The organism is Mesorhizobium sp. M2C.T.Ca.TU.002.02.1.1 (assembly GCF_003997225.1).
In genome coordinates this window covers 1-11452 of the sequence record NZ_RZTO01000099.1, presented here as the reverse complement: position 1 = coordinate 11452, position 11452 = coordinate 1, and the positions used below count along the sequence as shown (strand labels likewise).

General features: G+C 63.6%; 13 protein-coding genes and 1 pseudogene. 10 read left to right on the top strand and 4 right to left on the bottom strand.

The features are described 5' to 3' along the window. Window positions 1–46: 46 nt before the first annotated feature. The 4 genes and pseudogenes from EOD07_RS08010 to EOD07_RS07995 form a co-directional block, all read right to left on the bottom strand. A pseudogene (locus EOD07_RS08010) lies at window positions 47–181 on the bottom strand (AbrB family transcriptional regulator); the annotation flags it as partial. A gap of 97 nt (window positions 182–278) precedes the next feature. Further along, on the bottom strand, window positions 279–1691 hold the full coding sequence (tldD, locus tag EOD07_RS08005) for a metalloprotease TldD (protein WP_127234850.1): 1413 nt from the start codon (window positions 1689–1691) through the stop codon (window positions 279–281). A 102-nt stretch (window positions 1692–1793) separates the two neighbouring features. Beyond that, window positions 1794–2261, bottom strand: coding sequence for a YbjN domain-containing protein (locus tag EOD07_RS08000; RefSeq protein WP_164772115.1), 468 nt, complete (start codon window positions 2259–2261; stop codon window positions 1794–1796). A 72-nt stretch (window positions 2262–2333) separates the two neighbouring features. Next, window positions 2334–2873, bottom strand: a complete 540-nt coding sequence (locus tag EOD07_RS07995) for an invasion associated locus B family protein (RefSeq protein WP_071035512.1) — start codon at window positions 2871–2873, stop codon at window positions 2334–2336. A 328-nt stretch (window positions 2874–3201) separates the two neighbouring features. Here EOD07_RS07995 and coxB point away from each other — a divergent pair, with 328 nt between their 5' ends. The 10 genes from coxB to EOD07_RS07945 all read left to right on the top strand — a co-directional run. After that, window positions 3202–4086, top strand: a complete 885-nt coding sequence (coxB, locus tag EOD07_RS07990; RefSeq protein WP_127234843.1) for a cytochrome c oxidase subunit II — start codon at window positions 3202–3204, stop codon at window positions 4084–4086. 38 nt (window positions 4087–4124) lie between these two features. Continuing rightward, window positions 4125–5774, top strand: a complete 1650-nt coding sequence (gene ctaD, locus EOD07_RS07985) for a cytochrome c oxidase subunit I (protein ID WP_127234840.1) — start codon at window positions 4125–4127, stop codon at window positions 5772–5774. Between the two features lie 76 nt (window positions 5775–5850). Then, window positions 5851–6795 (top strand): heme o synthase, encoded by a 945-nt coding sequence (locus EOD07_RS07980; protein WP_127234838.1) that lies wholly within the window; start codon window positions 5851–5853, stop codon window positions 6793–6795. Next, window positions 6792–6983 carry a hypothetical protein gene (locus tag EOD07_RS07975; RefSeq protein WP_127234835.1) on the top strand — a complete coding sequence of 64 codons (192 nt, stop codon included), beginning with the start codon at window positions 6792–6794 and terminating at the stop codon, window positions 6981–6983. The genes EOD07_RS07980 and EOD07_RS07975 overlap by 4 nt, the downstream gene beginning before the upstream one ends. Beyond that, entirely contained in the window at window positions 6983–7609 is a 627-nt protein-coding gene (locus EOD07_RS07970) for a cytochrome c oxidase assembly protein (protein WP_127234832.1), read from the top strand. Before EOD07_RS07975 ends, EOD07_RS07970 begins: the two co-directional genes overlap by 1 nt. Window position 7610: 1 nt before the next feature. Further along, window positions 7611–8492, top strand: a complete 882-nt coding sequence (locus tag EOD07_RS07965; protein ID WP_127234829.1) for a cytochrome c oxidase subunit 3 — start codon at window positions 7611–7613, stop codon at window positions 8490–8492. Between the two features lie 117 nt (window positions 8493–8609). After that, window positions 8610–8996, top strand: a complete 387-nt coding sequence (locus EOD07_RS07960; RefSeq protein WP_040991134.1) for a DUF983 domain-containing protein — start codon at window positions 8610–8612, stop codon at window positions 8994–8996. Further along, window positions 8993–9748: an SURF1 family protein gene (locus EOD07_RS07955; RefSeq protein ID WP_164772112.1), complete on the top strand. Its 756-nt coding sequence runs from the start codon at window positions 8993–8995 to the stop codon at window positions 9746–9748. The genes EOD07_RS07960 and EOD07_RS07955 overlap by 4 nt, the downstream gene beginning before the upstream one ends. 123 nt (window positions 9749–9871) lie before the next feature. Continuing rightward, the gene (gene ispH / locus EOD07_RS07950; RefSeq protein ID WP_041005149.1) at window positions 9872–10876 is read left to right on the top strand and encodes a 4-hydroxy-3-methylbut-2-enyl diphosphate reductase; all 1005 of its coding nucleotides are present in this window, start codon (window positions 9872–9874) and stop codon (window positions 10874–10876) included. Window positions 10877–10881: 5 nt separating this feature from the next. After that, the coding region (locus EOD07_RS07945) for a phosphotransferase (protein ID WP_164772116.1) at window positions 10882–11452 on the top strand (571 nt) is incomplete at its 3' end.

The window sequence follows — 11452 nt, the reverse complement described above, 5'->3', positions numbered from 1 at the left end:
ATAATGTCCTAACACGATTGTGTTCAGTTCAAGGTCGAGGATGCCTTCAAGTCGGAATGCGAGCATGGCGCCGCCGTGCCTCGGCGAGCACGCCCGCGTCCATCTCTTCGAGTGTCTTACGCGAGCCACGGGCGGGCAGGAAACCAAACACGTCCGTCGGCTGCGTCGCCGGGAACGCCGGCGCGAGTTTCGAAGGCACCTCATCCGGCCCCTTTGCCGAGGCGACGGCTGCAGGTTTTTCAGAAGCGGACATTGTGGCCTTCCCTGCGTTCAGGCCCTCAAACCCTGGTGCCGCCCACCGTCATCTGGTTCATCCTGAGATGCGGCTGACCGACGCCGACGGGCACGCCCTGTCCGGCCTTGCCGCACATGCCGATGCCGTTGTCGAGCTTCATGTCGTTGCCGACCATGCTGACGCGGTGCATGGCGTCCGGTCCGTTGCCGATCAGCATCGCGCCCTTGATCGGCTGCGTCACCTTGCCGTTCTCGATCATGTAGGCCTCGGTGCAGCCGAACACGAATTTGCCCGACGTGATGTCGACCTGGCCGCCACCGAAGGAGACGGCGTAGATGCCGTTCTTGACCGAGGCGATGATCTCTTCCGGCTGCATGTCGCCCGCGGTCATATAAGTGTTGGTCATGCGCGGCATCGGCTGGTGCGCATAGCCCTCGCGGCGGCCGTTGCCGGTGGCCTTCATGCCCATCAGCCGGGCATTCTGGCGGTCCTGCATATAGCCGACCAGTATGCCGTCCTCGATCAGCACATTGCGCGCCGAAGGCGTCCCTTCGTCGTCGACGGTGAGCGAGCCGCGCCGCTCGGGGATCGTGCCGTCATCGACGACGGTGACGCCCTTCGCCGCCACCTGTTGGCCCATCAGTCCGGCGAAAGCCGACGTCTTCTTGCGGTTGAAGTCGCCTTCGAGCCCGTGGCCGACCGCTTCGTGCAGCATCACCCCCGGCCAGCCGTTCGACAGCACGATGTCGAACGTGCCCGCCGGCGCAGGCACGGCCTCGAGATTGACCAGCGCCTGCCGCAGCGCCTCGCTGGCCGCATGCTTCCAGCTTTCCTCGCTGACGAACTCGCCAAAGCTCTTGCGGCCGCCCATGCCATAGGAGCCGCTCTCCTGCCGGTCGCCGCTGCCGACCACGACCGAGACGTTGATGCGGACCAGCGGGCGGATGTCGCGCACGATCTGGCCGTCGCCGCGCACGATCTCGACATGCTGCCAGGAGGCGGCGAGCGAGGCTGTCACCTGCCGCACGCGCGGATCCTTGGCTCGCAGCCAGCCGTCGATCTCCTGCAAGAGCTTGGCCTTGGCTTCGAAGGAGGGCGAGGGGATGGGGTTCTCGTCGCCATAGAGGTGGCGGTTGGTGCGGGCGGGTGCTGCGGCGAGCGTTCCGGAATAACCGCCCTTGACCGCCGAGACGGCATCGGCCGCGCGCTTGAGCGAGGCTTCGGACAGGTCGCTCGAATGCGCATAGCCGCTGGCCTCGCCGGCCACGGCGCGCAGGCCGAAACCCTGGTCGGTGTTGAAATTGGCCGTCTTGAGCCGGCCGTTGTCGAACATCAGCGCTTCGCTCTCGCTGTATTCGAGGAACAGTTCGCCGTCATCGGCGCCCTTGATGGTCTCGGCGACGATCTCTTTGACGCGATCGTCGGAAATGTCGAATTGGCCGATCAGGTTGTTCATGGCAGGTCCATTCGTGGAAACAAAATCGTTGCAACGGATGTAGGCGCGAAGCGGCCGCCAGACAATCGCTAACGGGATCGAGGCCGGTAAGCGTCGCCGCCTTCACTTGCCGTTGACAAAGTCCTTGATGTTGCCGGCCATCGCGTCCCAGTTGGAGAACTGCTCCTCAAGATTGGCCCTGGTGATGCCGCCGGCGAAGGAGACATCCATCTTGAAGTTCGAGCCGTCGCCGGAATAGGCCTTGACCCAGCGGTATCTTGCGTTCCAGGCATTGGCCTGGTCGGCGGTCAGCGGATCGCTGTAGCCGGTCGAGAACTGCAGCGACTTGCAGTTCTCGTGGTTTTCGCAGCCATAGAAATAGATCACGTATTTGACGCCCTCGATCCGCCCCGAAATCATCGGATCGCCATTGTCGTCCTTGTCCATCCTGGCCGAGCCGTAGCCCTTGGCGATATCGAGGATCGCCGCCGGCTCGGGTTTCTGGAGGATTTCGTCATCCTCGGCCCGTGCGGCCGAAACCGCGGCGAGCAGCGCCAGACCGGTGATGGAAGCGGATAAATTCGCGCGCATTGAGCCTCCTGGCCGCCAAACGCGCATTCGCCACCGGACCTCAGCGTCGGGAGCGGCGCATGGGCAAGAAGATCAAGGTAGGGCGGCGAAACCTTCCGCAAAGCCCTTGAGGTCGACGGGAATACCGATGCCTTCCTCGGGCGTCTGGAAGACGATGAAGGTGGCCGAGGTGCCGCTCTTCAACGTGTCGAGCAACGGCTTTTCGAGGATCACCTCGGCGTAGCAGCCGTCCTGGAAGCAGCGCACGAAATAAGCGCGGCCGATATCCTTGCCGTCGACATTGAGACCGAGGCCGTTGGGGAGCAGCACGCCGAGCGGCGCCAGCACCCGCAGGATCTCGGCCTTGTTGTCGGCGGTGCGCAGCACCACGACCGAAAGGCCCATTTCGGGACGGTCCTCGGCGACGACATTCTGCATCATAACGCATTGTTCGGAGGTCGCGCCCGCCGGCGTGTCGCAGATGATCGACCACGCGCCATGCGTCGACTTTACCGTGCCGCTCGGGGGCGAAGCATTGTTCGGCGAGGCGGCGGCGCCAACGGCTACGCCGACGCCGAGCAAGGCGACGGCAAGGACGACCTTCGCCAGGGTTCTCGAAAGCCAGGAAGTCATAACGGCTCCATTGCGAATCACGGCACTTTAAGCCGCGCCGGGGCCAAGTAAAGGACGAGACCGTCGCCGGCCCGCCCCGATACCGGCAATTCCATGCTTTTCCAAAGCAAATTCGCCCGAATTGCGACCGTTGCGTATATCGCGCGGCGGGGCCTGAAGACGGCCTTCGGCCTGCGCGCAAAAATGCCGCACGGTTTCCTCCGCTCCTTTCTTGCGGAGGGAAATAGAGTATGGTTTGAACCACCCTAGGGACAGACCGGGATTCCCAATCCCGGCGGCGTCCGTTATTGGTGCGACCAGATCGCGGGAAGTGGGAGACGAGAGGGCGATGAGGAAATTCCTGGCAAGCGCAGAATTCTTGGCAGGTGCGGCAGCTTCGGCCGTGCTCTTCTCCAGTGCGGCGGCCCGTGCCGACCAGCCGCGGGAATGGGAGATGACCTTCCAGGCGCCAGCGACCGACATGATGCGGCAGATCGAGCGGTTCGGGAACTACACCATGTGGTTCATCGTCCCGATCACCGTTCTGGTGCTGGTGCTTCTGCTGGTCTGCATCATGCGCTTTCGCGCCAGCGCCAACCCGGTGCCGTCCAGAACCAGCCACAACACGCTGATCGAGGTGATCTGGACGGTCGGGCCGGTGATCGTGCTTCTGCTCATCGCCATCCCCTCCTTCCAGCTGCTCACCGCGCAATACACGCCGCCGGAAGAAGCCAAGCTCACCGTCAAGGCGACCGGCAACCAGTGGAACTGGGATTATGAATACCAGGTCGACAAGACCTTCTCCTTCAACTCGGCGGTTCTCCAGGATGCCGACCGCGCCAAGGCCGGCAAGGAAGACCGCGCCCTCTATCCGCGCCTGCTCGCGGTCGACAACGAACTGGTCGTGCCGGTCAACACCACGACCCGCGTGCTGATCACCGCCACCGACGTCATCCACTCCTTCGCCGTGCCGTCCTTCGGCATCAAGATGGACGCCGTGCCCGGCCGCACCAACGAGACCTGGTTCAAGGCGGAGAAGGAAGGCCTCTACTACGGCCAGTGCTCGCAGCTCTGCGGCAAGGACCACGCCTTCATGCCGATCGCCGTCCGCGTCGTGTCCGATGCGCAGTTCAAGACCTGGCTGGAGACGGCCAAGACCGACGTGCCTGCCGCCAACAAGGCGCTGATGGCCGAGATCGATGGTACCAACAAGGTAGCGGCCGCCGGCAATTGATGTCGCGGGTTAGCAAGAATTAGGGAACGGAGCGGAACATGGCAGAGGCTGCAGCTCACGATCACGACGACCACAGGCCGCATGGCTGGGTCCGCTGGGTCTACTCGACCAATCATAAGGACATCGGCACGCTCTACCTGATCTTCGCGATCATTGCCGGCATCATCGGTGGCGCGCTCTCGGTCGCCATCCGCATGGAGCTGCAGGAGCCGGGCATCCAGATCTTCAGCGGCCTGGCGCAGATGGTCTACGGCATGCAGGGCGACGCCGCCATCGACGGCGGCAAGAGCATGTACAACGCCTTCGGCGCCGCGCACGGCCTGATCATGATCTTCTTCATGGTGATGCCGGCGCTCATCGGCGGCTTCGCCAACTGGATGGTGCCGATCATGATCGGCGCGCCGGACATGGCCTTCCCGCGTATGAACAACATCTCCTTCTGGCTGCTGCCGCCGGCCTTCATCCTGCTGCTCTCCTCTATGTTCGTGCCGAGCGCGCCGGGCGCTTTCGGTCCCGGAGGCGGCTGGACGATCTATCCGCCGCTCTCGACGTCCGGCCAGCCGGGGCCTGCGCTTGACCTGGCGATCCTGTCGATCCACATCGCCGGCGCATCGTCGATCCTCGGCGCCATCAACTTCATCACCACCATCTTCAACATGCGCGCTCCCGGCATGACGCTGCACAAGATGCCGCTGTTTGCCTGGGCGGTGCTGATCACCGCCTTCCTGCTCCTGCTCTCGCTGCCGGTTCTGGCGGGCGCCATCACCATGCTGCTCACCGACCGCAATTTCGGCACCGCCTTCTTCGTGCCGGATCAGGGTGGCGATCCGATCCTCTTCCAGCACCTGTTCTGGTTCTTCGGTCACCCCGAAGTGTACATCCTGATCCTGCCGGGCTTCGGCATCATCAGCCACATCGTCTCGACCTTCTCGAAGAAGCCGGTGTTCGGCTATCTCGGCATGGCCTACGCCATGGTCGCGATCGGCGCCGTCGGCTTTATCGTCTGGGCGCACCACATGTACACGACCGGCCTGTCGCTCGATACCCAACGCTACTTCGTGTTCGCCACCATGGTCATCGCGGTGCCGACCGGCGTGAAGATCTTCTCCTGGATCGCCACCATGTGGGGCGGCTCGATCTCCTTCAAGCCGCCGATGCTGTGGGCGCTGGGCTTCATCTTCCTGTTCACCATCGGTGGCGTCACCGGCGTCCAGCTGGCCAATGCCGGCCTCGACCGCTCGCTGCACGACACCTATTTCGTGATCGCCCACTTCCACTACGTGCTGTCGCTGGGCGCGGTGTTCGCCATCTTCGCCGGCTGGTACTACTGGTTCCCGAAGATGACCGGCTACATGTACTCGCCGGTGATCGCCAACACGCACTTCTGGGTCACCTTTGTCGGCGTTAACCTGATCTTCTTCCCGCAGCACTTCCTCGGCCTCGCCGGCATGCCGCGCCGCACCGTGGACTATCCTGACGCGTTCGCCGGCTGGAACATGATCTCGTCCTATGGCTCGTACATCGCGGCCGTCGGCGTTGCGATCTTCCTCTATGGCGTGTTCGAGGCCTTCCAGAAGAAGCGCGTCGCCGGCGCCAATCCGTGGGGCGAAGGTGCCACCACGCTCGAATGGCAGCTGCCTTCGCCGCCGCCCTTCCACCAGTGGGAACAACTGCCGAAGATCAAGTAGGCGGCGTCCCGACTTATACGAGGCCGCCGGCTTGCCCGGCGGTCTTGGCCAACGGAATGATGGACTTAAAGTACGCATGGCCCTTGCCGAAGACAGATTGATGGAGGAAGCGGGCTTTCGCATGTCGGAAGCTACCACGGGCGATTTCTTCGCCCTCCTGAAGCCCCGCGTCATGTCGCTGGTCGTCTTCACGGCCTTTGTCGGCCTGGTCGCGGCGCCCGTCGCCATCAATCCGCTGCTGGCGATGATCGCCATCCTGGCGATTGCCATCGGCGCCGGCGCTTCCGGCGCGCTCAACATGTGGTACGACGCCGACATCGACGCCGTGATGACCAGGACCGCCGGCCGCCCGGTGCCGGCCGGTCGCGTCACGCCGGGCGAGGCGTTGAGCTTCGGCCTTGTGCTCTCGGTGCTGTCGGTGATGACGCTCGGCGTGCTGGTCAACTGGCTGTCGGCATCGCTTCTGGCTTTCACCATCTTCTTCTACGCCGTCATCTACACCATGTGGCTGAAGCGCTGGACGCCGCAGAACATCGTCATCGGCGGCGCCGCCGGCGCCATCCCGCCGGTGATCGGCTGGGCCGCGGTGACCGGCTCGGTCAGCCTCGAGAGCGTGATCCTGTTCCTGATCGTCTTCCTGTGGACACCGCCGCATTTTTGGGCGCTGGCGCTGTTCAAATCCGACGACTATGCCCGCGCCGGTATCCCGATGATGCCGAATGTCGCCGGCCAGGCCTCGACCCGTCGGCAGATTTTCGCCTATGCGCTGATCCTGGCGCCGGTCGGCGTGCTGCCCTGGGCGCTCGGCTATACCACAGCCGGCTATGGCGTCGTCTCGGCGGTCCTCGGCGCGGGCTTCGTCTGGTATGCCTGGAAGGTGCTTGCCATGGCCGACGGCGATCGCGCGATGAAGCCGGCCAAGGCCCTGTTCGGCTATTCGCTGCTCTATCTCTTCGCCATCTTCGCCGCCTATCTCGTCGATTGCGTCGTCGGGCGCGTGCTCATGATGGGGGGAGCATGACCATGGCCGATAAGAACCTCGAACTGGTCACGCTGACCGAGCGCCAGCGCAAGGCGCGCCGCAACCGTTCCATCGCCATCGCCGTTGCGCTGGCCGCATTGGTCATCGTCTTCTATGCCGCCACCATCGTGCGCTTCGGTCACCAAGGCGCGAGCCTGACCGGCTCGGGTCTGCTTGGGGGCGGCTGATGAGCGGCGACTTGAGCAAGCCTCGCAAGGTCAATAACGGCATCGTCGCCGCCGTCTGCCTCGCCTTCTTCACCGGCATGGTCGGCATGGCCTATGCGGCGGTGCCGCTCTACAAGATGTTCTGCCAGGTCACCGGCTATGGCGGCACCACGCAGCGCGCCGAGAAGCAATATGCCGGCCGCGTGCTCGACCGCGACATCACCGTCCGTTTCGACGCCAACACCAACGGCATTCCGTGGCGGTTCGAGCCTGTTGCCCGCTCGGTGACGATCAAGATCGGCGAGACGACCCAGGCGCATTACAGCGCCACCAACAAGTTCGACCGCCCCATCACCGGTCGCGCTTCGTTCAACGTGCAGCCTGAAATGGCTGGCGCCTATTTCAACAAGGTGGAGTGCTTCTGCTTCACCGACACGACGCTGAAGCCCGGCGAGACGCTGGACATGCCGGTCGTGTTCTATGTCGATCCAGACATCGTCAATGTGCCGGAACTCAAGGACTTGAAGACGATCACCCTGTCCTACACGATGTTCCCGGTCGAAAAGAAACAGCCGGTCGCCTCATCGGCGCCGGCCGCTGGCAGCAGCAAAAAAGTTCCAGATTCCGAAGCAAGCCTCGGGGGTTGATATGGCAGACGCGCACGCAAAACCACAACACGACTACCATCTCGTCAATCCAAGCCCCTGGCCTTTCCTGGGCTCGGTCGGCGCGCTCGTCACCGCCGTCGGCGGCGTCTGCCTGATGCAGTATCTGAAGGGCGGTAATTTTCCGGTCTTCGGCCACAACATCGCCAATCCGTGGCTGTTCTTCATCGGCATGATCATCGTGCTCTACACGATGTTCGCCTGGTGGTCGGACACCATCAAGGAAGCGCATGAGGGGCACCATACGCGCGTCGTGTCGTTGCATCTGCGCTACGGCATGATCATGTTCATCGCCTCCGAGGTGATGTTCTTCGTCGCCTGGTTTTGGGCCTTCTTCGACGCCAGCCTGTTCCCAGGCGAAGCCGCGCAGTATGCCCGCACCGCCTTCACCGGAGGCGTCTGGCCGCCGAAGGGCATGGAGGTCCTCGATCCCTTCCACCTGCCGCTCTACAACACCATCATCCTGCTTTTGTCCGGCACCACGGTGACCTGGGCGCATCACGCCCTGCTGCATGGCGACCGCAAGGGCCTGATCAATGGCCTTGTTCTGACGGTCGGCCTCGGCATGCTGTTCACCATGGTACAGGCTTACGAGTACATGCACGCGCCCTTCGCGTTCAAGGAATCGATCTATGGCGCCACCTTCTTCATGGCGACCGGCTTCCACGGCTTCCACGTCATCATCGGCACCATCTTCTTGGCTGTCTGCCTGGTGCGCGCGATGCGCGGCGACTTCACGCCGAAGCAGCATTTCGGCTTCGAGGCTGCCGCCTGGTACTGGCACTTCGTCGACGTGGTCTGGCTGTTCCTGTTCAGCGCCATCTATGTCTGGGCCTCGAACGGCGCACTGATCGAAGGCCATTGACCAAAAGCAATTCCGGGAAAGCGCGCAGCGGCTTTTGCGGAATTTGCTTGGAGCAACGGGCGGCCGCGGCGACGTGGCCGCCTTATCTTTTGGGGCGAAAGGGTCTACGGTGCGGACATGAGTGAAGATAAGGCGATCTGGCCCCCCATCGATCCGATTTCGGCCGGCCTGCATGGCCGCTGCCCGCGCTGCGGCGAAGGCAAGCTGTTCTCGAGTTTCCTCACCGTCGGCAAGCGCTGCTACAATTGCGGGCTCGACTATTCCTTCGCCGATGCAGGCGATGGACCGGCGGTGTTCGTCATCCTGATCATCGGCTTCGTCGTCGTCGGCCTGGCATTGTGGATGGAGGTGACGTTCAGCCCCCCGCTCTGGCTGCACTTCATCCTGTGGATACCGCTGGCGCTGGTGCTCTGCCTGACGGCGCTGCGCCTCATCAAGGGTGTGCTGATCACCTTGCAATATTCGAAGAAGGCCTCCGAAGGCAGGCTGGAATCCAACGAATGAACGAAACGACCCGTCTGGCTGCCGGCCGTTCGCGGCCGCGCTCGGCGTTGCTCATCGGTCTCGGCCTTGTCCTGTTCGCCGTCCTGATCGGGCTCGGCACCTGGCAGGTCCAGCGCCTGCACTGGAAGGAAGACCTGCTCGCAACCATCGACAAGCGCACGCATTCCGCGCCGTTGCCGCTGGCTGATGTCGAGAGGGAGTTCGCCGCTTCCCATGACGTCGATTACACGCCGGTGACGGTGACCGGCACTTTCCTTCACCAGGGTGAGCGGCATTTCTTTTCCACCTGGCAAGGCGACAGCGGCTTCAACGTCTACACGCCCTTGCAGCTCGAGGACGGCCGCTTCGTGCTCGTAAACCGTGGCTTTGTTCCCTACGACCTCAAGTACCCGGCCAAGCGACCGAAAGGCGAAGTAGCCGGCAAGGTGACGGTGACCGGGCTTGCGCGCAATCCGTTGCCGGGAAAACCGTCGATGATGCTTCCCGACAATGACGCCGCCAAGAACATCTTCTACTGGAAGGATCGCGACGTCATGGCTGCGACCGCCGGTCTGCCGGCCGGCTTTGTACTGGTGCCGTTCTTCATCGATGCCGACAAGACGCCGAACCCCGGCGGCCTGCCGGTCGGTGGTGTCACCATCATCGACCTGCCGAACAACCACCTGCAATATGCCGTCACCTGGTACGGACTGGCCGCCGCGCTCGCAGCCGTGCTGATCCTGAGGTTGCGCCGCCCGGCGAAGGAAGCGTGAAGCCCGCCGCTCTTGACAGGGCAGGGGTGCGCACCTCATTTCGCCTACATCAAAGAGAAAGAGCATGATGTCGTCCGAAAACCGCTTCATGCTCTTCTTTCCGACTGAACCGGCTTCGCATTCATGACCGAGAAAAAGCCACCGCTGACGATCAGGCTCTGCCAACCACGCGGCTTCTGCGCCGGCGTCGACCGTGCCATCCAGATCGTCGTGCTGGCGCTGAAGAAATACGGCGCGCCGGTCTATGTCCGCCACGAGATCGTGCACAACCGCTATGTCGTCGAAGGGCTGCAGAGCCTCGGCGCCGTCTTCATCGAGGAACTCTCCGAGATCCCGCCGGAGCATCGGCAGTCGCCGGTGGTCTTTTCCGCGCATGGCGTGCCGAAATCGGTGCCGGCGGATGCCGAGGCGCGCAATCTTTTCTATCTCGATGCCACCTGCCCGCTCGTCTCCAAGGTGCACAAGCAGGCGATGCGCCACCAGCGGCTCGGTCGTCATGTGCTTTTGATCGGCCACGCCGGGCACCCGGAGGTGATCGGCACGATGGGCCAGTTGCCGGAAGGCGCTGTGACGCTGATCGAGACCGAGGCCGACGCCGCGCGCTTCGTGCCCGTCGACGCTTCGGCGCTGGGCTTCGTCACCCAGACGACCTTGTCGGTCGAGGACACCGCCGGCATTATCCGGGCGCTGCAGGAGCGCTTTCCCGAACTGCACGCGGCCGCGGCCGAATCGATCTGCTACGCCACCACCAACCGCCAGGAAGCGGTGAAGGAGACGGCGGCGGGCGCCGATCTTTTCCTCATCGTCGGCGCTCCCAATTCGTCCAATTCGCGTCGCCTTGTCGAAGTGGCGGAGCGTGCGGGCGCCACGATGTCGCTTCTCGTGCAGCGCGCCGCCGAAATTCCGTGGGATGAGATCGCCGGGATCAGGACGCTCGGCCTGTCGGCCGGCGCATCGGCGCCGGAAATCATCGTCGATGAGATCATCGACGCGTTCCGGCAGCGTTTCGACGTCACCATCGATCTGGCCATCACGGCCACGGAAACGGAGGATTTTCCGGTGATGCGGGTGCTGCGCGATGTCGAACTGACGGCGGCCGACATGGCCTTCGTCAACGGAGCGGCGTGAACCGCATGGCCGTCTACACCGACGTCAACGAAGGCGAGCTGACTGCGTTCCTCAAAGCCTATCCGGTGGGTGACCTGCTCTCCTACAAGGGCATCGCCGAAGGCACCGAGAATTCCAACTTCCTGGTCCACGCCTCGACCGGCTCCTATATCCTGACGCTCTACGAGAAGCGCGTCGACAAGGCCGACCTGCCGTTCTTTCTCGGCCTGATGGGCCATCTCGCCAGGAAGGGCATTTCCTGCCCGCTGCCGGTCACCGCGCATGACGGCACCGTCATCGGCACGCTGGCCGGCCGGCCTGCGGTCATCATCACCTTCCTCGAGGGCCTGTCGCTCAGGCGCCCGACCGCCGCGCATTGCGCGGAAGTGGGCAAGGCACTCGCCGGGCTCCATCTTGCCGGTCAGGATTTTCAGATGAGAAGGCCGAATGCGCTGGCGATCGACGGCTGGCGCAAGCTCTGGGCGGCCTCGCGCGAGCGCGCCGACGAGGTCGAGCCGGGGTTGGCGGCCGAGGTCGATGCCGATTTCAGCGATTTCGAGCGCAACTGGCCGGCGGGCCTGCCGCAAGGCATCATCC

Coding starts and splice junctions, on each gene's coding strand:
- EOD07_RS07960 (WP_040991134.1), top strand. CDS start 8,610: ATGAGTGAAGATAAGGCGATCTGGCCCCCCATCGATCCGATTTCGGCC.
- ctaD (WP_127234840.1), top strand. CDS start 4,125: ATGGCAGAGGCTGCAGCTCACGATCACGACGACCACAGGCCGCATGGC.
- EOD07_RS08000 (WP_164772115.1), bottom strand. CDS start 2,261: ATGCGCGCGAATTTATCCGCTTCCATCACCGGTCTGGCGCTGCTCGCC.
- EOD07_RS07955 (WP_164772112.1), top strand. CDS start 8,993: ATGAACGAAACGACCCGTCTGGCTGCCGGCCGTTCGCGGCCGCGCTCG.
- ispH (WP_041005149.1), top strand. CDS start 9,872: ATGACCGAGAAAAAGCCACCGCTGACGATCAGGCTCTGCCAACCACGC.
- EOD07_RS07975 (WP_127234835.1), top strand. CDS start 6,792: ATGACCATGGCCGATAAGAACCTCGAACTGGTCACGCTGACCGAGCGC.
- EOD07_RS07965 (WP_127234829.1), top strand. CDS start 7,611: ATGGCAGACGCGCACGCAAAACCACAACACGACTACCATCTCGTCAAT.
- EOD07_RS07980 (WP_127234838.1), top strand. CDS start 5,851: ATGGCCCTTGCCGAAGACAGATTGATGGAGGAAGCGGGCTTTCGCATG.
- coxB (WP_127234843.1), top strand. CDS start 3,202: ATGAGGAAATTCCTGGCAAGCGCAGAATTCTTGGCAGGTGCGGCAGCT.
- EOD07_RS07970 (WP_127234832.1), top strand. CDS start 6,983: ATGAGCGGCGACTTGAGCAAGCCTCGCAAGGTCAATAACGGCATCGTC.
- EOD07_RS07995 (WP_071035512.1), bottom strand. CDS start 2,873: ATGACTTCCTGGCTTTCGAGAACCCTGGCGAAGGTCGTCCTTGCCGTC.
- tldD (WP_127234850.1), bottom strand. CDS start 1,691: ATGAACAACCTGATCGGCCAATTCGACATTTCCGACGATCGCGTCAAA.